This is a genomic window from Bacillus sp. UNC438CL73TsuS30 (assembly GCF_000482325.1).
In the GTDB taxonomy this organism is placed as follows: Bacteria; Bacillota; Bacilli; order Bacillales; family Cytobacillaceae; genus Neobacillus.
In genome coordinates, this window is sequence record NZ_AXVA01000011.1 from 164,975 (window position 1) to 185,851 (window position 20,877).

19 protein-coding genes and 1 other annotated feature are annotated in these 20,877 nt (G+C 40.0%); of the genes, 17 read left to right on the plus strand and 2 right to left on the minus strand.

The features are described from left to right. Window positions 1–193: 193 nt before the first annotated feature. Both M028_RS0105350 and M028_RS0105355 read left to right on the plus strand, forming a co-directional pair. On the plus strand, window positions 194–3,295 hold the full coding sequence (locus tag M028_RS0105350; RefSeq protein ID WP_026572980.1) for a DEAD/DEAH box helicase: 3,102 nt from the start codon (window positions 194–196) through the stop codon (window positions 3,293–3,295). Window positions 3,296–3,313: 18 nt separating this feature from the next. Beyond that, window positions 3,314–4,096, plus strand: coding sequence for an arylamine N-acetyltransferase family protein (locus tag M028_RS0105355; RefSeq protein ID WP_026572981.1), 783 nt, complete (start codon window positions 3,314–3,316; stop codon window positions 4,094–4,096). 36 nt (window positions 4,097–4,132) lie between these two features. Here M028_RS0105355 and M028_RS0105360 read toward each other — a convergent pair whose 3' ends face one another. Next, on the minus strand, window positions 4,133–4,474 hold the full coding sequence (locus M028_RS0105360) for a helix-turn-helix domain-containing protein (RefSeq protein WP_026572982.1): 342 nt from the start codon (window positions 4,472–4,474) through the stop codon (window positions 4,133–4,135). A gap of 186 nt (window positions 4,475–4,660) precedes the next feature. On the opposite strand from M028_RS0105360, the gene M028_RS0105365 reads away from it, so the two are divergent. The 10 genes from M028_RS0105365 (at window position 4,661) to M028_RS0105410 (ending at window position 14,305) form a co-directional block, all read left to right on the plus strand. Continuing rightward, window positions 4,661–5,665 (plus strand): asparaginase, encoded by a 1,005-nt coding sequence (locus tag M028_RS0105365; RefSeq protein WP_026572983.1) that lies wholly within the window; start codon window positions 4,661–4,663, stop codon window positions 5,663–5,665. Window positions 5,666–5,698: 33 nt separating this feature from the next. Continuing rightward, the gene (gene aspA, locus M028_RS0105370; protein ID WP_026572984.1) at window positions 5,699–7,129 is read left to right on the plus strand and encodes an aspartate ammonia-lyase; all 1,431 of its coding nucleotides are present in this window, start codon (window positions 5,699–5,701) and stop codon (window positions 7,127–7,129) included. A 146-nt stretch (window positions 7,130–7,275) separates the two neighbouring features. After that, window positions 7,276–7,743, plus strand: coding sequence for a flavin reductase family protein (locus tag M028_RS0105375; protein ID WP_026572985.1), 468 nt, complete (start codon window positions 7,276–7,278; stop codon window positions 7,741–7,743). 135 nt (window positions 7,744–7,878) lie between these two features. Further along, window positions 7,879–9,285: an aminodeoxychorismate synthase, component I gene (gene pabB, locus M028_RS0105380; protein ID WP_026572986.1), complete on the plus strand. Its 1,407-nt coding sequence runs from the start codon at window positions 7,879–7,881 to the stop codon at window positions 9,283–9,285. Next, window positions 9,282–9,875 (plus strand): aminodeoxychorismate/anthranilate synthase component II, encoded by a 594-nt coding sequence (pabA, locus tag M028_RS0105385; RefSeq protein ID WP_026572987.1) that lies wholly within the window; start codon window positions 9,282–9,284, stop codon window positions 9,873–9,875. Before pabB ends, pabA begins: the two co-directional genes overlap by 4 nt. 4 nt (window positions 9,876–9,879) lie before the next feature. After that, complete coding sequence (gene pabC / locus M028_RS0105390) at window positions 9,880–10,728, plus strand: aminodeoxychorismate lyase (protein ID WP_026572988.1); 849 nt, start codon at window positions 9,880–9,882, stop codon at window positions 10,726–10,728. Between the two features lie 202 nt (window positions 10,729–10,930). Next, window positions 10,931–11,716 carry an ABC transporter ATP-binding protein gene (locus M028_RS0105395; protein ID WP_026572989.1) on the plus strand — a complete coding sequence of 262 codons (786 nt, stop codon included), beginning with the start codon at window positions 10,931–10,933 and terminating at the stop codon, window positions 11,714–11,716. Continuing rightward, window positions 11,700–12,461 carry an ABC transporter permease gene (locus M028_RS0105400; protein WP_026572990.1) on the plus strand — a complete coding sequence of 254 codons (762 nt, stop codon included), beginning with the start codon at window positions 11,700–11,702 and terminating at the stop codon, window positions 12,459–12,461. Before M028_RS0105395 ends, M028_RS0105400 begins: the two co-directional genes overlap by 17 nt. Before the next feature lie 30 nt (window positions 12,462–12,491). After that, entirely contained in the window at window positions 12,492–13,490 is a 999-nt protein-coding gene (locus tag M028_RS0105405) for an ABC transporter substrate-binding protein (protein ID WP_026572991.1), read from the plus strand. A 230-nt stretch (window positions 13,491–13,720) separates the two neighbouring features. Next, on the plus strand, window positions 13,721–14,305 hold the full coding sequence (locus M028_RS0105410; RefSeq protein WP_026572992.1) for an SCO family protein: 585 nt from the start codon (window positions 13,721–13,723) through the stop codon (window positions 14,303–14,305). Window positions 14,306–14,359: 54 nt separating this feature from the next. Here the strand turns inward: M028_RS0105410 and M028_RS0105415 are convergent, their stop codons facing one another. Next, the gene (locus M028_RS0105415) at window positions 14,360–14,875 is read right to left on the minus strand and encodes a gamma carbonic anhydrase family protein (protein WP_026572993.1); all 516 of its coding nucleotides are present in this window, start codon (window positions 14,873–14,875) and stop codon (window positions 14,360–14,362) included. A gap of 240 nt (window positions 14,876–15,115) precedes the next feature. Here M028_RS0105415 and M028_RS0105420 point away from each other — a divergent pair, with 240 nt between their 5' ends. The 5 genes from M028_RS0105420 to M028_RS0105440 all read left to right on the plus strand — a co-directional run bounded on the left by M028_RS0105420 (window position 15,116) and on the right by M028_RS0105440 (window position 20,862). Continuing rightward, on the plus strand, window positions 15,116–15,766 hold the full coding sequence (locus tag M028_RS0105420; RefSeq protein WP_026572994.1) for a GGDEF domain-containing protein: 651 nt from the start codon (window positions 15,116–15,118) through the stop codon (window positions 15,764–15,766). Between the two features lie 74 nt (window positions 15,767–15,840). After that, a complete protein-coding gene (locus M028_RS0105425; protein ID WP_026572995.1) occupies window positions 15,841–16,809 on the plus strand; it encodes an HD-GYP domain-containing protein in 969 nt (322 codons plus the stop codon). Between the two features lie 189 nt (window positions 16,810–16,998). After that, window positions 16,999–17,255: a binding site (T-box leader), on the plus strand. 76 nt (window positions 17,256–17,331) lie between these two features. Beyond that, window positions 17,332–18,621, plus strand: coding sequence for a threonine ammonia-lyase IlvA (ilvA, locus tag M028_RS0105430; protein WP_026572996.1), 1,290 nt, complete (start codon window positions 17,332–17,334; stop codon window positions 18,619–18,621). A gap of 194 nt (window positions 18,622–18,815) precedes the next feature. After that, entirely contained in the window at window positions 18,816–19,505 is a 690-nt protein-coding gene (locus tag M028_RS0105435) for a response regulator transcription factor (RefSeq protein WP_035423782.1), read from the plus strand. Window position 19,506: 1 nt separating this feature from the next. Continuing rightward, a complete protein-coding gene (locus tag M028_RS0105440; protein ID WP_026572998.1) occupies window positions 19,507–20,862 on the plus strand; it encodes a sensor histidine kinase in 1,356 nt (451 codons plus the stop codon). The last annotated feature ends 15 nt before the right edge of the window (window positions 20,863–20,877 follow it).

Here is a 20,877-nt window from a genome sequence, read left to right on the forward strand (position 1 = left end):
ATCAACCTCCAATGAATATCCTTCATCCACTAATGTTCCCTTCTGAAGAAACTTAAGAGATAAAAATCATTGGTAAAAAACTTGGGGAGATTTTACAAAGAATTGTATAATTGACATAAGTAATCGATTGACCCTGTAGGGTTACACTAAATGAGAAGAAACCGGGATCCACAGTGTAGGAAGGAAAACAGCAATGAATGTAACATTAAACCAAAAGATGATTAAACAATTATGCGGAGAGCATTCCTATAAAAAAGGGGAAGAATTATCGAGGCGCAAAAAAGTGGACCTGACAGATTATTCACCGAATCACGAAATCTGCCATGCCACCGTTCATGCCACAAATGAATTTCAGATTACGATTAAAAATATACACGGGCAAATTGAAACAGCTTGCACATGTCCAAAGTTAGCTACTTATCAAAAGCCTTGTCACCACGTGGCAGCCGTTTTGGTCAAGATCTTAGAAAAGCAGTCGTCAAATCAGACTGATTTAACAAAGGGAATCTTGGGATTATTCCAGGGGGGACCGATCCGGCCAAGTACCGGAGAACATATTATAGAAGACAGACAATTATTTACAGTTGAATTTTTGTGCAAACCCATCTCGATTGACAACACTGAATATATGTTCGGGCTTAAGATTTGCAGCAGTTCCAAATCTTTGAATATAAACGAATTTTTGGACTGCGTTGAACAGCGGGAAGCGTATCAAGATTACGATCCTAAGATTCATTATTTTCAAAAAGAGACGGATGCTGTTCTTCAGGAATTAATTCAAACAAAGGACAAATCCATCCTAAAAGATGAATTTATTTTAATCCCGCCCCGTGAATGGGAGAGGCTTTTACCTATCCTGTTAAAGGCTCCCTTGGTAAAATTGAAACATCAAGGGCAAATTTTTGAAAAGATTCACTTATCAAGCGGACCCATCCCGCTTTATTTTTTATTTGAAACTGGGCCTAAGGAAGATTTCCAACTACGAGTTAATGGTTTAAATAAAATCACCATCGTTTACGATTTTGTTCTCTTTGAAGGGCAGATTTGGAAGTTCGAAAAAGAAGAATTAGCACGTCTAAGTGAACTGAAAAAAATGCTAGATGCTTCCGGTATCCACCAACTTTCGATATCGAGAGATCAAATGGAATCGTTTATTGACCAAGTCGTTCCGGGACTCATGAAAATCGGCCATGTCCGCATCGGCGAAGCTGTTTCCAAACGATTGGACCAAACTGCTTTAAAAGCAAAACTATATTTAGATCGAATTAAAAATCGTTTGCTTGCTGGTCTAGAATTTCAATATGGCAATGTGGTCATCAATCCACTTGAAGAAAATAAACATGGCTCTCCACTGTTAAGAAATGGCGAACAGGAGGAAAAAATCCTGCAGGTCATGGAGGAAAGCGGCTTTACGAAAACAGAGAGCGGTTATTTTTTACAAAATGAGGAATTGGAATATCATTTTCTGTATCATATTGTTCCAATCTTAAAAAGACTTGTTCAAGTCTATGCTACAACGGCGGTAAGAGTGAGATTGTTTAAAGAAAACCCGCAGCCGCGTTTTCGGGTGGATCGAAGAGCACGGACGGATTGGCTGTCGTTTCGCTTTGAATTGCAGGGAATTCCTGAATCTGAGATTCGTAATATCCTAAGTTCGCTTGAGGAAAAGCGGAAATATTATCGACTTCGCGATGGGTCTTTTCTTTCGCTGGAGAGTCCGGAGTTTAAAGAATTGAATCGATTTTTAAAAGGGATTGGCGTAAAACCGAAAGAGATTCACACGGAATTTGAACTTCCACTTACACAAGGTTTGTCCGTCCTTTACTCTTTTGAAAATTCAGTGAGGATTGGTTCATCGTTAAAACAGCTTTTAGAGGATCTTCGAAATCCAGAAGGAGTTCAATTTGCTATTCCTGCAAGTCTCACTGGAATTCTTCGGGATTATCAAAAACTTGGCTATCAATGGCTAAGAACACTTGCCCATTACGGTTTAGGGGGGATTTTAGCAGATGATATGGGCCTCGGGAAGACGCTGCAAAGCATAACCTATATCCACTCGGTTTTGCCTCAGATACGGAAAGAGAATCAGACCGTCTTGATCGTTTCACCGTCCTCTTTAACGTATAACTGGTGGAACGAATTAAAGAAATTTGCTCCCGAGATTCGGGCTGAAATCGTCGATGGCAGCAAAATCGTTCGGGACAGGCTGTTGAAAAAACTTGCAGAGGTGGATGTCGTGATTACTTCTTACCCGCTGCTGGTAAAAGACACATTGTTATACAGTAAACTAGCTTTCCATACGCTTTTTTTAGATGAAGCCCAAGCCTTTAAAAATCCAGAAACGCAAACAGCAAAGGCGGTAAAAAAACTTCAAGCAAGCCACCGCTTTGCTCTCACTGGAACACCCATCGAGAATTCGCTTGACGAGCTATGGTCGATTTTTCATATCGTATTTCCAGAATTGTTTCCGAATCGAAGAGCTTTCCATGAATTGCGGCGGGAAGAAGTTGCGAAGCGCGTTCGACCATTTATCCTCAGACGGGTAAAGGAAGATGTGCTCGCTGAACTTCCTGAAAAAATTGAATCCATGCATTCGTCCGACCTGCTGCCAGATCAGAAAAAACTGTATGCAGCCTATTTAGCTAAGCTGAAGCATGATACTCTAAAACATTTAGACAAAGAAACTTTTCAAAAAAATCGCATCAAAATTCTTGCCGGACTTACTAGGCTCCGGCAGTTATGCTGCCATCCAGCCTTGTTTATTGATGGATATAAGGGAAGTTCAGCAAAATTTGAGCAATTGCTGAAGATCATTGAGGAATGCCGAAGCACTGGGAGAAGAATGCTGATTTTTTCGCAATTTACACAAATGCTCGGGCTTATCGGCAGGGAACTAGCCAGTAGGGGAGTTTCTTATTTTTACCTGGACGGCAGTACCCCCTCTGCAGATCGAGTGCAGCTTTGCAGCCGATTCAATCTCGGCGAAAAAGATATATTCCTGATTTCCTTGAAAGCAGGCGGTACCGGTCTTAATTTAACGGGCGCCGATACGGTGATTTTGTATGATTTATGGTGGAATCCTGCCGTCGAACAGCAGGCCGCAGACCGTGCTTACCGAATGGGCCAGAAGAACACCGTCCAGGTGATTAAGCTGGTCGCACATGGGACGATTGAGGAAAAAATGAACGAGCTCCAAGAAAAAAAGAAACACCTGATTGACGATGTCATCCAGACGGGAGACGAGAAGTTATCTTCCCTAACAGAAAAGGATATCCGCGAGATCTTGATGATTTAACTTTAGGAGGCAAGCTTCATGACCGATTTCAATTTACAATACCGCAAAAGGATTGGTTTCCCGGAAAACGAAACCATCACCTTTGAAAAATTAGAAGCCGTTCTCGAAAAAACAGCCAAAACGATTCCATTTGAAAATTTATGTATCATTGCAAATCAGGCAAAAAAAATCACGAAAGAGAACTTGATTAACAAAATTATCAATCAACACGAGGGCGGGCTTTGCTATGAACTAAATGGCATTCTCCATTTATTTTTACTGGAAAATGGTTTTGATGCAAAATTAATTTATGGTGTCGTCTACGACCACAATCATCAGCGTTGGAGTACGACCGGGAAAACCCATGTTGCAACTTTAATCACTTGCAATGAGCAACAATATCTTGTAGATACAGGATTTGGTGCGAATCTCCCTTTAAAACCTGTTCCATTATCCGGAGAGGTGGTAACCTCGAATAATGGCGAGTTCCGTGTGGTGAAAACGGAAACTGAGCATGGGGATTATATTTTTTACATGAAATTGAAACACAAAGACAAAGATTGGAAAATAGGCTATGCTTTTAATACCAAAGCAACAATTACCAATCATGCTGATTTAACTGGGGTACAAAAAATCATTATCGAGCATCCGGAATCTTCTTTTAATAAAAAGCCGTTAATTACCAGGCTGACAGACCGGGGCAGCATGACCTTAACAGATTCATCTATAACTGAATGGATCGATGGTAAGGTAGATAAACAGGACATTGATCCAAAAAAATACAAAGAACTTGCAAAAGACCGTTTTGATATTCAGACCTAAAAAAATCCACCCATTCAATATGGGTGGGTCTTAACTTCACGATTTTAATCCTCGTTTTACACGCACAAAAGCTACGAAATCATCTAGTTCCTCTTTTGAAAGCAGAACACCATCCAGGGACAAAACTTTTTCGTTGGAATCTAGTAATTCAGTAATTTCAATCATTGAATGTTCCGCCAATGAATCCTCTGTTCTCCCTAATATATAATCTACTGATGTTTGAAATAAATCGGCAATTTGTGATAAGGATTGTAATGATGGCAAACGATAACCCGACTCATAGCCGGCATAGGTGCTTTTGGCAATCCCCAGCTGGTCGGCGGTTTCTTGTAAGGACCATTTTCGTTCTTTTCGTAATTCCGATAATCGCTCCAACATTCGTCTCAAACTCCACTCTAAAGATTTTGAAAAAATTATATCATAGGTTAGAAGATTAGAATAGAAAAAAGTACGCGAATTGAATAATAATACTTGATTTCTATAAAATTAATCCTATAATTTAAAGTATAAATACGCATAACGCGGATGATGTGAAAATTGTCCTGCTAATCGGGGTGATATTTTTTGAAGAAAATTTTAATATTAGCAACTGGCGGTACAATTGCCTCAGTGGAAGGGAACGAAGGACTTGTTCCCGGATTATCTGCCGATGAATTATTGCACTTTTTCCCAAAATCAGCCGGTAACATTAACATTGAATGCAAGATCCTAATGAACATAGATAGTACCAATATGCAGCCGGAGCATTGGGTTGAAATGGCTCAAGCGATCCACCGACACTATGAAAATTACGACGGATTTGTCATTACGCATGGAACGGACACGCTCGCCTATACTTCCGCGGCCCTTTCCTATATGCTGCAAGGACTTCGCAAGCCTGTTGTATTAACCGGGTCTCAGGTCCCGATTAGCTTTAAAAAGACAGATGCCAAAAAGAATGTGGCGGATGCACTAAGATTTGCTACAGAGGACGTTGGCGGAGTATTTATCGTTTTTGATGGCCGGGTAATCATCGGAACGAGAGCTGTAAAAATGCGCACGAAAAGTTATGATGCATTTGAAAGTGTAAATTCTCCCTATGTTGCCTATGTGAATGAAAAAGAAGTAAAATATCAGTGGAAACCTGTACCAACCGGCGCAGGACTTGCATTGAATACTAATATAAATACTGATGTTTTTTTAATGAAATTATACCCTGGGACAAAACCTGAAGTGTTTGATTGCCTAAAAGGTTTATACAAGGGTATAATTATTGAGAGTTTTGGGAATGGCGGACTGCCATTCGAAGGGCGCAACCTTCTTGTAAAAATTAAAGAATTAACAGAAGCGGGCATAGCGGTTGTTCTTACGACTCAATGCCTTGAAGAAGGTGAAGATTTACTTTTATATGAAGTAGGTCGTAAAGTAGCCCAGCATGATGTGATTTTATCGGGAGATATGAATACCGAGGCCATTGTGCCGAAGCTCATGTGGGCTCTAGGTCAGAAATCTTCTATTAAAGAGATCAAGACTATTTTTGAAACTCCTTTGGCAGAAGATTTATCGATTAAGGGCGAAAAAGAAGAGTAATAGATTTTTACTAAAAACAAAGAGGCGATATGGATGTTGACCAATGAAGTAAACATGCGAGTGGAGAAAGATTTTTTAGGGGAAAAGGAAGTACCTGTTGAAGCCTATTATGGCGTACAAACATTAAGAGCAGTGGAAAACTTCCCTATTACGGGCTATCGCATTCATGGAGAGCTAATAAAAGCAATGGCGATTGTGAAAAAAGCTGCCGCGATGGCGAACATGGATGTTCACCGCTTATATACAGGAATTGGCGAGGCTATTGTGAAGGCTGCTGATGAAATGATTGATGGGAAATGGCATGATCAAATTATTGTCGATCCAATTCAGGGCGGTGCCGGTACTTCCATCAACATGAACGTGAATGAGGTTATTGCCAACCGTGCAATTGAAATACTTGGACATGAAAAGGGAGATTATTATCACTGCAGTCCTAATACCCATGTCAATATGTCGCAGTCAACCAATGATTCCTTCCCTACCGCAATTCATATTTCGGTATTGAATCTTCTTGAAAAATTATTGGGTACAATGGAAACTATGCATGGAGTGTTCATGCAAAAATCGCAAGAATTTGCCCATGTAATCAAAATGGGGCGGACCCATCTTCAAGATGCAGTACCGATCCGCCTTGGCCAGGAATTTGAAGCATATGGACGAGTACTAGAACGCGATATTAAGCGAATTAAGCAATCCCGTCAGCATTTATATGAGTTAAACATGGGTGCGACTGCAGTTGGAACCGGTCTCAATGCGGATCCTCGTTATATTGAGTTTGTTGTAAAACATCTTGCTGACATCAGCGAATTACCGCTTGTTGGTGCAGAACATTTGGTGGATGCAACTCAAAACACAGATGCTTATACAGAGGTATCAGCGGCTTTGAAGGTTTGTATGATGAATATGTCGAAAATCGCCAATGACCTGCGTTTAATGGCTTCTGGTCCGCGTGCAGGTTTAGGAGAGATTAGCTTGCCAGCCCGTCAACCAGGATCATCCATTATGCCGGGAAAAGTAAACCCAGTCATGGCTGAGCTCATTAATCAGGTTGCCTTCCAAGTAATCGGGAATGATCATACGATTTGCTTGGCATCTGAAGCTGGGCAATTAGAATTGAACGTTATGGAACCTGTTCTTGTATTTAATCTGCTTCAGTCGATTAGTATTATGAATAATGCCTTCGGTGTATTCACGGAGCATTGTTTAAAGGGAATTACAGCAAATGAAGATAGATTAAAAGAGTATGTGGAAAAGAGTGTAGGTGTTATTACTGCGGTTAATCCGCATCTTGGCTATGAAGTAGCTGCACGGATTGCCAGGGAAGCCATTTTAACAGGCGCTTCTGTACGTGATCTTTGTTTAAAATATGATGTATTGACTGAGGAAGAACTAGATTTAATTCTTGATCCATATGAAATGACGCATCCAGGGATTGCCGGAAAGGCATTGTTGGAGAGAGATTAGTAGATACGCCAGGCGTTTTGCCTGGCGTATTTTGTATGGTCATTCTTGCTTTCCGCTTTTACCTTCGAATTATCGTTGATTTAATCATTACAATCAAAACTGAACCATACGATTAATACTACAGCTTTTTTAGGAGTGTGTTTCGTATGGATGATCGTTTTTTTCGAAATGTCATGGGGAGCTTTGCTACTGGGATTACCGTAATTACAACAGAGGTGAAAGGTACATCACATGGAATGACTGCAAATGCGTTTGTCTCAGTATCTTTGAACCCAAAATTAATTCTTGTTTCGATTGATAAAAGAGCTAAAATGTTGGGCTTTCTTCAAGAGTCGAAAAGGTTTGCTGTAAGCTTTTTAGCCAGTGAACAACAAGCGGAATCGATGAGATTTGCCGGCCAAAAAAAGGATGAAGATCCTTATATTTTTGAGCGATTTAGTGAATTACCAGTTATAAAGGGTGCCTTGGCGAATGTTGCTTGTACGGTTTTTAATCAAGTTGAGGCAGGAGATCATGTTTTGTTTATTGGGGAGGTACAGGATTTACAGGTGAAGGAGGGGGAGCCGCTCCTTTACTTTAAAGGTAAGTATCGAGAATTAAAGGATTTGGATTAAAAATAAGTTATGTAATACTACTAGACTGTGCTTCCCGGCTCAGTCTTTTTGTTTGGCATAAAAAAATTAATCCTATGAAAATAACTCTTTCATCATGTATGATGTAAAAGACTAATCGTATAGGAGTGACAATCTTTGGTTCAGCTTCATTTACACAGCAAAAAACTTCCTTTTTTGAAAGAAGCATTTTTTTCACACTATCGTGAAATCGCAGCAGGTTACAGTCATCATGTACTTCTAGAAAGCGGCCGGGGCGGCCGGTATAGCATCGCTGCATTTAATCCCGAGAAGATCATTACGGGAAAAAACCATCAACTCACCATTCAAGATGGAGACCATCAAGAACAATTAAACGGAAACCCCCTGCATTTATTAAAGGAATGGATGGGGCAATATCATGTAGATAAAATAGAAGGGCTGCCTGATTTCCAAGGCGGTGCCGTTGGATACATCAGCTATGACTATGGTCGTTATATTGAAAAATTACCTTCACTTGCAAAAGATGACTTAGAATTGCCGGAAATCTACTTTATAATTTTTAAAGAATGGTTTATATTCGATCATCACACCAATGAATTATGGTTATTATTTTTGCATGAAAAAGGTGAATCTGTCGAAGAAAAGGCTGCACTTTGGGAGAGCCGCTGGTTTGAAAATATAACTGCTGATGAGACCTCAGAATCTGTTTCGACGCTGTCGGATGCATTAGAAGTTTCAATGGATGAGAAGCAGTTTATTGATGCTGTCGAAAAGGTTCAGAAATACATCGCTCAAGGAGATGTTTTTCAAGTCAATCTTTCTGTCAGGCAATCAAAACCCTTGGAGGTAGAAGCGATTGAGGTTTATGAACAATTGCGGGAACTGAACCCTTCCCCCTATATGGGCTATTTCCATACACCAGAATTTCAATTAGTAAGCGGATCGCCTGAACTCTTGGTAAAAAAGCACGGCAATGAAGTAAGCACACGGCCGATTGCAGGAACTCGCTCTAGAGGGAAAAACGAGGCGGAAGACCAGGAACTGGCCAATGAGTTGATTGAAAATGAGAAGGAACGGGCGGAGCATGTGATGCTCGTTGATCTGGAACGAAATGACCTTGGCCGGGTATGTGCATATGGAACGGTTGAGGTAAATGAATTTATGGTCATTGAAAAATACTCCCATGTGATGCATATCGTTTCAAATGTACGCGGACAATTAGCGGACGGGAAAAATAGCTTTGATGTCATTGATGCGGTTTTTCCTGGAGGAACGATTACTGGAGCACCTAAGATTCGCACGATGGAAATTATTGAAGAGCTTGAACCTGTTCAAAGGGGCATTTATACGGGATCACTTGGCTGGATTGATTTCTCCGGTGACATGGAACTAAATATTGTGATTCGGACCATGTTGGTGAAAAACGGGATGGGACATGTCCAAGCAGGAGCGGGGATTGTGATTGATTCTAATCCGAAGCATGAGTATAAAGAGTCACTGAAAAAAGCCGCAGCGCTTTGGCGGGCAAAAGAAATGGCTGAAGGAAAAGGAGAGCAGCGATGATTTTCATGATTGATAATTACGATTCTTTTACCTTTAATTTGGTGCAATATTTAGGAGAATTAGGCGAAGATTTAGTTGTTAAACGAAATGACGAGACCACAATCGAGGAAATCTCCAAGATGCGTCCAAAATTCTTGATGGTGTCTCCCGGTCCATGCAGTCCGAATGAAGCCGGAATCAGTTTAGAAGCAATCCAAGCTTTTGCGGGTGAATTTCCGATTTTTGGTGTCTGTCTGGGTCAACAATCGATTGCTCAGGCCTTTGGCGGAGAAGTAGTACAAGCAGAACGTCTTATGCATGGAAAGACCTCGGAGATATTTCATGATGGAAAAACGATTTTTGAAAATTTGCCTAATCCGTTTCCAGCGACTCGTTATCATTCCCTGATCGTTCGAAAAGAAAGCTTACCCGATTGCTTAGAGGTTTCTGCCTGGACTGCGGAAGGAGAGATTATGGCGATTCGCCATAAAGAGCTTCCTATTGAAGGAGTTCAGTTCCACCCGGAATCCATTATGACAACATCCGGGAAAGATCTATTGCGAAATTTTGTCCGTCATTATGGAAGAGTGACGGAAACGGTAAGAGGGTAATCACATGTTTATTTATGTAAACGGGGAAATCGTTAAAAAGGAAGAAGCGGCCATTTCGCCTTTTGATCATGGCTTTTTATATGGAATGGGACTTTTTGAAACGTTTCGGGTTTATGATGGGCATCCTTTTTTATTGGATCATCATATTACACGTCTTAACGAGGGACTTAAAGTACTAAATATTGAGAAACAGTTTACACGAGAAGAAGTGAATAATTCCCTTAGGGTTCTGTTGGATGCGAACGGATTGGAAAATGCCTATATTCGACTTAATGTTTCTGCGGGGATAGGCGAGGTTGGATTACAGGTCGAACCATACCGAGAACCGAATGTGCTTATATTTGCAAAACCACTTCCTAAAGCGGGAGAGATGGCTGAGAAGAGAGCCGTTATTTTACAGTTAAAGCGGAATACACCCGAGGGTTTAACACGGTTAAAATCACATCATTATATGAATAATCTTTTGGCTAAAAGGGAGATTGGGCGTTCCACGGACGTAGAAGGCATCTTTTTAACAGCAGAAGATTATATTGCCGAAGGGATTGTTTCAAATATCTTTTGGAAAAAGGGAAACACTGTGTACACACCGTCGCTTGCGACAGGCATTTTAAATGGGATCACACGACAGTTTACGATGAAGGCAGTCAAAACGTTGGGTTTGCATATGGAGGAAGGACTATTCAGTATAGAGGATGTGGCAGCAGCAGAAGAAATCTTTGTCACCAACTCCATCCAAGAAATTGTACCTATAGTAGAGTTTGAAGGTCATGCAATGCCGGGAAAAAGCGGGGAACTCGTCCAAAAACTCCATCAACATTACCGGGAATCATGTAATACGCTCTGGTCCATATAACCCACAACTGTCCACTCCAGACGGACAAAACTAATCAAAAGTCCACGAAGGGTGTCAGGCACCATTGCCTGACACTTATTTTTTTTGAATAAATTATTCGAAAATTCTTGACTTCGTTGGGAAAGGATTTATAATTAAGGTAATATTTTTTAATCCGATAAATCTAATAGGATTTATGGGTTAAGTGGGCGGTGGGACAGAGATGTTTTTACAAATTAACAATGTGAATAAACAATTTATTAATCACAAAAAGGCCAGTGATGTCCTTACAAATATTAATCTAGACATTAAAGAAGGCGAGTTTGTTTCAATTCTCGGACCTTCAGGGTGCGGAAAATCAACATTATTATCGATTGTTGCCGGATTAACAAAGCCAACAAGTGGGGAAGTCGTCCTGAACGGAAAATCCATTACGAAACCAGGTAAAGACCGGGGAATGGTCTTCCAACAAGCCGCCTTGTTCCCGTGGTTGACAGTCGAAGAAAACGTGATGTTCCCACTTCGTAAAGAAATGAAAAAAGCAGAGGCACGCGAAGTAGCTCATCAATTTCTTAAAATGGTCCAGTTAAGTAATTATACCAAGCATTCCCCACATGAGCTCTCAGGCGGGATGCAGCAGCGGGTAGCGATTGCGAGAGCACTTTCCATGAATCCAGCTGTATTGTTAATGGATGAACCGTTTGGGGCCCTTGATGAACAAACAAGAGCACGTCTCCACCATGAATTAGAAAAAATTTGGCTAGAAACAAAAAAAACGATTCTTTTTGTCACCCATAGCATCAGTGAATCTATTAAACTATCGGACCGAATCATTGTCATGGGAACGAGACCTGGGGTAGTACTTGAGGATATCCATGTGAAAATTCCACGCCCAAGGGGAAATCACCCACAAATGGTGGCAAAATTAGAGGAAAAAATTCTTGGATTATTACAAGGCGAGATTGATAAAGTAGTGAAAGAGGAATTAGCTTATGCAGCAAACAATTAAACGCATCATTTTCTTCGCATTATTAATCGTCATCTGGCAGGCTGCGGTAAAAATAACGGGTGTTTCAGCCGCTGTGATGCCAGCACCGACAGATGTACTTCAAGCACTTACAAAGGGATTTGCAGATAAAACATTAATCTACGATATTCTTGCCAGCTTTCGCAGGCTTGCTATCGGTTTAAGTATAGCGATTATCCTTGGAATCTTCTTAGGCATTCTTTTAGCGAAAAATAAAACAGCTGACGAAACGCTCGGTACGTTGATTTTAGCCTTACAAAGTGTACCAAGTATCGTTTGGCTGCCAATTGCAATTATGTGGTTTGGTTTAAATGAAACATCCGTTATTTTTATCGTGATTCTTGGGGCAACACTTGTGATGACCATCAATATGAGGATTGGAATCAAAAATGTTTCGCCTCTTTACATAAGAGCCGCTCAAACGATGGGCTCTGGGGGATTTGATCTTTTTACATCGGTTATCTTCCCGGCTTCCGTCCCTTATGCCGTAACAGGTGCAAGACTTGGCTGGGCATTTGCCTGGAGGGCATTAATGGCAGGAGAAATTCTGAGTACTGGACCTGGATTAGGGTATACCCTGAAGTATGCTTCTGATTTTGGCAACATGAGCATGGTGATTGGGATCATGATTATTATTGGTATTATTGGAACCATAGTAGATATCGTTTTCTTCCAACGTATTGAAAAGAATGTAATTCGCCGTTGGGGACTAGAGACAGCAAATTAGATAGAGAAGATTAGAGGGGGAACTAGAGAGATGAAGAAAAAATCAATGATTTTAGGCTTGACGCTTATGCTTGGGGCAGGTGTTTTAGCAGGCTGTGGATCAAACAATGCAAGCACTGACGGAGGAGAGAAAAAGGTCGTTATCGGTTATTTTCCGAACATTGACCATGCACCAGCAATGGTGGCAAGGGAAAAAGGGTTTTATGAAAAAGAACTTGGTAAGGATGTCAAAGTGGAATACAAAACCTTCCCAGATGGCGGTGCTTTCATGACTGCACTTAAAACAGGTGATATTGATGCCGGTTTAGTAGGACCTGCTCCAGTCATGAATAACTTTACAAATGGTGCCGATGTAAAAATCATTGCCGGAGGTTCTTCTGGGGGTACCGCAATTGTTGCCAGCAAACAAAGCGGGATCAACTCTGTTAAAGATTTTAGTGGGAAAACATTCATTACTCCAGGAGTTGGATGTACACATGATGTACAAATGGAAACATTCTTACAGGATTATGGAGTTAAGTCAGCCCGTATAGGAGGAACTTTAAAGCACGTTACGGGTAACCCGGCACAATATGCAAGTATGTTCGAATCAGGTAAAGTCGATTTGGCTGCTGTTCCAGAACCATGGGCTTCACAATTAGTGAAGAAATCAGGGGCGAAAATAATCGTCGACAGCAAAAAAATATCTTACGGTACTACATTACCAAATACGATTCTTGTAACAAGTGGTAAGGAAATTAAAGCTGATAAAGATGTCGTTGGAAAAATTGTTAAAGCACAGGAAGAAGCGATTGCTTTTATCGGTAAAAATCCTGAAGAAGCGAAGAATATCACGGTTAAGGCGATTAAAGATATTACAAAACAAGGTCTCGACAAAGATGTAATGGATCAAGCTTGGACACATATTCACTTTACAAGTGATGTTAATAAAGATGTGATTCAACAGTTTGCTAATTCATCTGTGGAGTTAAAGTTTTTAAAAGAAAAGCCTGATTTTGCTTCGTTAATTGATACACAATTTATTAATTAAAATGTACGGTGCTGAGTCATGACTCGGCACCTTTTTCTTAAAGAAGCTCTTTACATTAGGTTGTTGATTTCCGCTCCAGGCGCTTCGCTTTCCGCGGGGTGGGCGGTGAGCCTCCTCGGCGCATTGCGCCTGTGGGGTCTCACCTGTCCCACTGCTCCCGCAGGAGTCTCGCACCTTCCGCTACAATCAACATTGACCTTTAACATAGTAAAAAAAGAGGTGTTTTTACCATGAAACGCTGTTTATTTCTAGTAGTTTGTTTATTGCTGTTAGCAGCCTGTTCTAAGCCTGAGGAGAAAAATGTAGAGGATTCTTTTCCACTTCATATGGAAGTACAAAAATTTGAGGCGGTAAATCAGGACGGTGAACCCTTCACTTTTAAAAACGTAAAGGGAGAGGTGTGGGTGGCTGATTTTCTGTTTACCAATTGTGATACGGTTTGTTCTCCGATGACTGCCAACATGGCGACATTGCAAAGGAAACTTGCAGATGCTGGTGTGGATGCAAAGCTTGTATCCTTTAGCATTGACCCAGACCACGACCAACCGAAAAGGTTAAAGGAATATGCCAAAGGGGTGGAAGCGGATTTTTCGAACTGGAATCTCCTAACCGGGTATAAGCAGCCATTCATCGAAAGCTTCGCCAACAAATCCTTTATGGCCGCAGCGGCCAAACTGGAAGACTCCAACCAATTTGTACACAGTACATCCTTCTACCTCGTCAACAAAGACGGAGTCGTCCTCCAAAAATACGAAGGCGCCTCAAACCCGCCATACAATGAAATTATTAACGATATTAAAACATTGGAAAAGTGATTCGACAAAATTCGGGTGGTGCCAGGCACCACCCGAATTTTGTCGAAAAAACTATCACTTCTCGAGAATTTGTTTGTATTCTCGTCCTTTTTGGACGTAGACTTCGATGGACATTTGGATGAGTTGCAGGTCTTTTTCTGTAAGCTCTCGGACTACTTTTCCGGGTGATCCGACGACGAGGGAGCGTGGCGGTATTTTGGTTCCGCTTGTGAGTAGGGTGTTAGCTCCTATGATGCATTCATCGCCGATTTCGACGTGATCGAGGAGGGTGGAGCCCATCCCGATGATACTGCGATTGCCAATCTTACAGCCGTGTAGAATCACATTATGACCAACTGTTACTCCATCCCCAATTTCTACTGGGCAACCTTCGTATAAATGGATGGTAGTATTATCTTGGATACTTGTTTGATTTCCAATGGATATCGGGCCTTCGTCCCCGCGTAATACCGCATTAAACCAAATGGTAGACTCCTTCCCAATTTTTATATCCCCGATTAAATAAGCGCCAGGTGCCACAAACACCGTTTCGTCGATCGAAGGGGTAACACCATTGTAGGGTATCTTCATTCTTTCTCTCTCTCCTTTTAAAAATCTGAATTATAACTCTCTTCAGTTATTATTATACCACCCTATAGTAGAGGAAAAAAATGAGAACTATTTTCAAATTAATTTTGCCAAGTCAAACTAGAAAATGTCAAAAATATTTAATAAATATTCGACAAAATTGTTAAAAATTCACGGTAATATCCTTCTATTTTTACTAAATGGTAGAATAAAACTATCACAATAGTAGAAACAGGTGAGTAGATGAGATGTACGGGAAGATTAAGTATTTTAGCTTTTACAATCATTACTTATGTGATTGGTCTTTTCATTCATGGCAATCCTTCCACAAGCTTGGACCTTGTCCTCATTCCAGTTTTTTCTCTAATCGCATGGTATTCTGGAAAGCAATATGATTTAGTGAAATTTCATTCAGAAAAGGATTTTTTAACAAAAATATATAATCGCCGTTATGCTGAAAAAATTTTTCCTAAATTGAAGTCGAAAATGGAGCGGCTGAATAAATCGATGGCAGTGTTTCTTTTAGATGTAAATAATTTTAAAGAGATTAATGACTCACTAGGTCATGATACCGGTGATGCAGTTCTAATTATGTTAACCGAGCTTCTCTCAAAAACCTTAACTAAATCGGAAGTCATAATCAGATGGGGCGGGGATGAATTTTTAATTATCGCTCCAAACACCAATCAGATGGAGGCCGAAAAAATAAAAGGTAAAATTGAAACTTGTCTACTAAACTCAGAAAGAAATACCTGTCATATCGCAGTTTCCATTGGTTATTCCATTTATCCTGACCAAGCAAAACGAATTGAAGAAGCTGTAATGCTGGCAGACCAACAAATGTATAAATCGAAAATACAAAAAAAATGCAATGGATTTGTTCCCGTATCCTAATCGTTTGAAGGCGATGGATAGTTATATATACGGGTTACCTCATTTTCGAATCTAAAAAGGGAGTTTTAAATGTAATGGAAAAAAGAATTCAATCATGGTTAAACAAACCCAATTACTTTCGTTATGGATTCATTTGCCTCTTACTATTAAGTACTTTTTTAAACTTAACTATTTTAATGGATGAACGAATCTATATATTTTATGTTCTTGCCACCGTTTTCTTAGGAATAGGCTTTTATAATCAATCTCCCTTGTTTCTAGTGTTATGTACCACCCTCATTGTCACCTGCAGGTATTCTTTGGCACCTAATTTGCCTGATGCTGGCACTTTTTTCGTTCAACTAGGCACTTATCTATTAATTATGGTCATTTCAGTTGGACTGATGAAACATAACCAGAGAATTAAAAGAGATAATATTGAAATGATTAAGGTTCTTTCCAAAGCACTTGACTCCAGGGATACTTATACCTCACAGCATTCTGAAAATGTTGCCAAATATGCTTTGAAAATCGCTAAGAAAATGAAGTTATCAGCAGAATTTTGTGACATGACACAAAAAGCAGGATTATTACATGATATCGGAAAAATAGGGGTTCCAGAGCATATTTTAAAGAAGCCGGGTAAGCTCACGGGGGAGGAATATTCGATTATTAAAGAGCATCCGTTAATTGGGAATGAAATTATTAAGCATGTTTCAAGCTTTCATGAAACAGGAATATTAGACGGCGTTTTATATCATCATGAGCGATATGACGGCAAAGGATATCCTCACGGGCTTAAAGGCGAGGAGATTCCGTTAATTGCCCGCATTTTAGCTGTGGCGGACACATTTGATGCGATGACCTCGAAGCGGATTTATCGGACGGAGCTAGATGTACATAAAACGCTAGCTGAAATTGAACAAAATAAAGGGGCACAATTTGATCCAGAAATTGTGGAAGTATTTTTACGTTTATTTGAAGAGGAGCACGTAATGGAAGTACAAAAGGAAATTCCAAAAATATCATTTAAATCACAAACAACGAAAACCCTCGGCCAATGAATGGTACGAGGGTATCAACTCCTTCATCCCCAGCAAAACTTCTCCCTTGGATGAACCGAAAAAAGGATGGATGCAAGGGAAAAATCCTTGATTTTCCAATGTAAGCGTTTTAATTTTGACAAAATAATAAAAATAGTCAAAATATATTGACGAAGGCGATTTACGGTGGTAACCTTATAACAAATTTAAGATGAATTGATGACGAGAAGAGTAGGATTTGTTCCTTGTTTAACAGAGAGTCGACATTGGGTGGGAGTCGATAACAGGAAATTTCTGAAAATCATCTCCGAGATGCGTAGCTGAAAAGTTAGTAAGCTAGGCCGGAAGGTCCACCGTTAAATTGGAACACGTATCATGATACGGTACGTTGATTTGAGAGCCACAGCATTAGTGAGGAATTTTCGCTGTGGAAGTAGGGTGGTAACGCGAGCTAACTCGTCCCTATACATGGGGCGGGTTTTTTGTTGTTTAAAAATTGAAATTTGAAAATTGGAAAGTGCAATTATTTAGGAGGGACCATGAATGAAACAACAAGTTGAGCAAAGAGAGAAAACAGAGAAAACAGAACAAACATTAACTGCAGAGGATGTTATCCTTGCCAGTCACAATATTAAGGACGAAATTTCGCCTACTCCCCTGCAATACAATGCCATTCTATCTGAACGATATGAGTGTAATGTCTACCTTAAACGCGAGGACCTGCAAAGTGTTCGTTCCTTTAAAATTCGCGGGGCATATAATCGGATTAAAAAACTAAGCGGCGAAGATCTACATAATGGGATTATCTGTGCAAGTGCTGGGAACCATGCACAGGGAGTAGCCTATTCCTGTCATCTTTTAAAAATTAACGGAAAAATCTTCATGCCAAGCACAACGCCAAAGCAAAAAGTTAACCAGGTGAAGTTCTGGGGCAGGGAAGATGTTGAAATTGTCTTAGTGGGGGATACCTTTGACGATGCTTATGAAAAGGCAATGGAATGCAGTAAAGTAGAAGCAAGAACCTTTATCCACCCTTTTGATGATTTTGATGTCATTGCGGGACAAGGAACGGTAGCGGTTGAACTCCTTAATGACTCACAGGAACCGATCGACTATTTATTTGCAGCCATCGGCGGCGGGGGACTTGTTTCAGGAGTTGGAACCTATATGAAACAGTATTCTCCGGATACTAAGTTAATCGGCGTCGAGCCTATGGGTGCTCCCGGCATGAAAGAGTCGCTTTCAAAAGGCAAAGTCACTTCATTAAAAGAAATTGACCCTTTCGTTGACGGCGCGGCTGTTAAAACGGTTGGGGCTCATACGTTTGAGATTTGTAAGGACCTGGTAGAAGATATTGTGGTAGTACCTGAAGGAAAGGTTTGTACAACACTCATTTCGTTATATAACGAAAATGCCATCGTAGTAGAACCAACTGGTGCCTTATCGATCGCTGCACTGGATTCCTACAAGGAACAAATTAAAGGAAAAACAGTCGTTTGTATAGTTAGCGGCGGGAACAATGATATTGGAAGAATGCAGGAAATCAAAGAGCGTTCCAAAATTTATGAAGGCTTACAACATTACTTTATTGTTCAATTCCCGCAGCGTCCTGGTGCATTGAGAGAATTTTTATTAGATGTTCTTGGACCAAATGACGATATCAGCCATTTTGAATATACGAAAAAGAACAACCGCGAAACAGGACCGGCCCTAGTCGGTATCGAATTAAAGGATAAAGACGATTACTTCCCATTAATGGAACGGATTAAGGCAAAAGGATTTTTCTATCGGGAAGTGAATAAAGATAAAGCATTATATCAAATGTTGGTATAGTAAACTTTTTTAATCCTTCGGACCCATCAGGATCCGAAGATTTTTTATTTTAAAAAGAAAAATGGTACGATATTTCTGAAGGAGAGCAACCTAAACTCTCCCTAAAAATTATATTAATAATCCATGAAAAATCTAAAGTAATGGAGGAATCATGTTAAATTATTGGTAGAGTTATTTAAAAGGAGAAAGAAATCATGAAAAAACGGATCTTAGTCATCGAGGATGAAATCAATATTGCTAAGGTGTTAAAAATAGAGCTTGAGTATGAGAGCTATGAAGTGTTTGTCGAACATGATGGGAAATCAGGATTAAATATGGCAACAGAAAAACCCATCGATCTTATTTTATTGGATGTAATGCTCCCTGAAATGAATGGAATCGAGGTACTAAGAAGGCTTAGGAAGGCAGGGAATCAAACTCCGGTTATTCTTTTAACGGCGCGAAATATGACATTGGATAAGGTAACGGGATTGGATCAGGGAGCCAATGATTATATAACCAAACCATTCGAAATTGAAGAACTTTTAGCCAGGGTTCGTGCCTGTATCCGAGACCACTCGATCCATACTCCAACGGAAGATACTTCTGTACTTACTGTGGGGGATTTATCGATCGATACAAATACCCGGGAAGTCTCAAGAGATGGGAACTCCATCACCGTTACACCGAAAGAATATGATTTATTGCTCTATTTGGTAACGAATAAAAATAAGGTTGTCACGAGAGATAATATTATCTTGAATGTTTGGGGCTATGAATATGAAGGAGAAACCAATGTTATTGACGTATTCATTCGCCATCTTCGCAAAAAAGTGGACGAAGGGTTTGACTCCGAATTAATTCATACTGTTCGTGGAGTAGGTTTTACCGTTAAGGAGAAATAACATGAAAATCACCACGAAAATTAACCTAACGACAACCGCATGGCTGCTTTGTGTGTTAATCCTTATTAATGTCGTTGTCTTTTTTTCTTTTTTAAAAATTACCGTTAATATGGAAGAGGATGCCCTATTACAAAAGGCGAATGATATTATCGATGAACTTAAATCTGCTCATCCTGAAGAGCAAACAGAAATGTTAAAAGATTTTTTAACCATCCATTCCTATATCAGGGTCGTTAATCCTAATGGAAAAACACTTGCAGAAGTAACCAATGATAAGGAAATTACCAGTAAGATTAAACCAAAATATACGAAAAAACAGGAATCCGGCAGGATATTAATTGGAACAAAAACGGGAGAAAAACAAGTAATCTATGTTCGTGTTCCGATAAAAACTAGTTTGAACCAAACCGCAACTCTTGATATCGGAGAAGCCTTAATGGGACTTGAAATGAGAAAAGATATTTTATTATGGGTCCTTGGATTGTGTACTGTCCTTTCTGGTATCTTGTCCCTGCTTGGTGGGAAATGGTTATCCGGCTTCATTATGCGTCCAATTTCTAATATGATCAAAACCATGGAGGACATTGAACAAAGTGGTATCCCAAAGAAGATTGTGATTCAAAATCGGACAAGGGACGAATTGGAGCAGATGGCCTCGACCTTTAATCGAATGATTGAACGGCTAAGTGAAAACATGGAAAAACAGGACCAGTTTATTTCAGATGCTTCTCACGAATTAAAAACACCGTTAACCGTCATTAAAAGCTATGCCAGCCTTTTGAGACGGAGGGGCGTGCAGAATAATGAAATATCAACGGAAGCCATTGAAGCCATCTATTCGGAAGCAACCCGGATTCAAAAAATGACCGAAATGTTCTTGAATATGGCCACCTCCGAAAAAGAAACGACCTTGGATCTAAAGCAAGTGGATTTAGTCGGTTTATGTAAAGAGATTCAAAAACAGCTAAAAAATGCCTATAAGCGGGAGATTCATCTCCACCACAGTGAAGAACATATTTATATCCAAGCGGATGAACTGAAATTAAAACAAGTGATCATCATCCTTCTCGATAATGCGATCAAGTATAGTAAAGATCAAATCGACCTATATATGAATCATCAGCAGCATTTTGCCTCTATTGTTGTAAAGGATTACGGCATCGGCATACCAGAGCAAGATCTTCATCGGATTTTTGAACGATTTTATCGGGTCGATAAAGCAAGAAGTCGAGAAACAGGCGGAACTGGCCTAGGGCTTGCAATAGCCAAGAATATTATGAAAATGCATAAAGGGGAAATAAAAATAAAAAGCAAAGAAGAAAAAGGAACAGAAGTCGAATTACTATTTTCTCTTTAAGATTGTGAAAAATTC

What these genes read in the sequence shown, in the direction of transcription:
- aspA (WP_026572984.1), top strand. Translation starts at nt 5,699, where the DNA reads ATGTTGACCAATGAAGTAAACATGCGAGTGGAGAAAGATTTTTTAGGG.
- M028_RS0105410 (WP_026572992.1), top strand. Translation starts at nt 13,721, where the DNA reads ATGAAACGCTGTTTATTTCTAGTAGTTTGTTTATTGCTGTTAGCAGCC.
- M028_RS0105395 (WP_026572989.1), top strand. Translation starts at nt 10,931, where the DNA reads ATGTTTTTACAAATTAACAATGTGAATAAACAATTTATTAATCACAAA.
- M028_RS0105350 (WP_026572980.1), top strand. Translation starts at nt 194, where the DNA reads ATGAATGTAACATTAAACCAAAAGATGATTAAACAATTATGCGGAGAG.
- M028_RS0105355 (WP_026572981.1), top strand. Translation starts at nt 3,314, where the DNA reads ATGACCGATTTCAATTTACAATACCGCAAAAGGATTGGTTTCCCGGAA.
- pabC (WP_026572988.1), top strand. Translation starts at nt 9,880, where the DNA reads ATGTTTATTTATGTAAACGGGGAAATCGTTAAAAAGGAAGAAGCGGCC.
- M028_RS0105420 (WP_026572994.1), top strand. Translation starts at nt 15,116, where the DNA reads ATGAGATGTACGGGAAGATTAAGTATTTTAGCTTTTACAATCATTACT.
- M028_RS0105415 (WP_026572993.1), bottom strand. Translation starts at nt 14,875, where the DNA reads ATGAAGATACCCTACAATGGTGTTACCCCTTCGATCGACGAAACGGTG.
- M028_RS0105375 (WP_026572985.1), top strand. Translation starts at nt 7,276, where the DNA reads ATGGATGATCGTTTTTTTCGAAATGTCATGGGGAGCTTTGCTACTGGG.
- M028_RS0105400 (WP_026572990.1), top strand. Translation starts at nt 11,700, where the DNA reads ATGCAGCAAACAATTAAACGCATCATTTTCTTCGCATTATTAATCGTC.
- M028_RS0105440 (WP_026572998.1), top strand. Translation starts at nt 19,507, where the DNA reads ATGAAAATCACCACGAAAATTAACCTAACGACAACCGCATGGCTGCTT.
- pabA (WP_026572987.1), top strand. Translation starts at nt 9,282, where the DNA reads ATGATTTTCATGATTGATAATTACGATTCTTTTACCTTTAATTTGGTG.
- M028_RS0105435 (WP_035423782.1), top strand. Translation starts at nt 18,816, where the DNA reads ATGAAAAAACGGATCTTAGTCATCGAGGATGAAATCAATATTGCTAAG.
- ilvA (WP_026572996.1), top strand. Translation starts at nt 17,332, where the DNA reads ATGAAACAACAAGTTGAGCAAAGAGAGAAAACAGAGAAAACAGAACAA.
- M028_RS0105360 (WP_026572982.1), bottom strand. Translation starts at nt 4,474, where the DNA reads ATGTTGGAGCGATTATCGGAATTACGAAAAGAACGAAAATGGTCCTTA.
- M028_RS0105425 (WP_026572995.1), top strand. Translation starts at nt 15,841, where the DNA reads ATGGAAAAAAGAATTCAATCATGGTTAAACAAACCCAATTACTTTCGT.
- M028_RS0105405 (WP_026572991.1), top strand. Translation starts at nt 12,492, where the DNA reads ATGAAGAAAAAATCAATGATTTTAGGCTTGACGCTTATGCTTGGGGCA.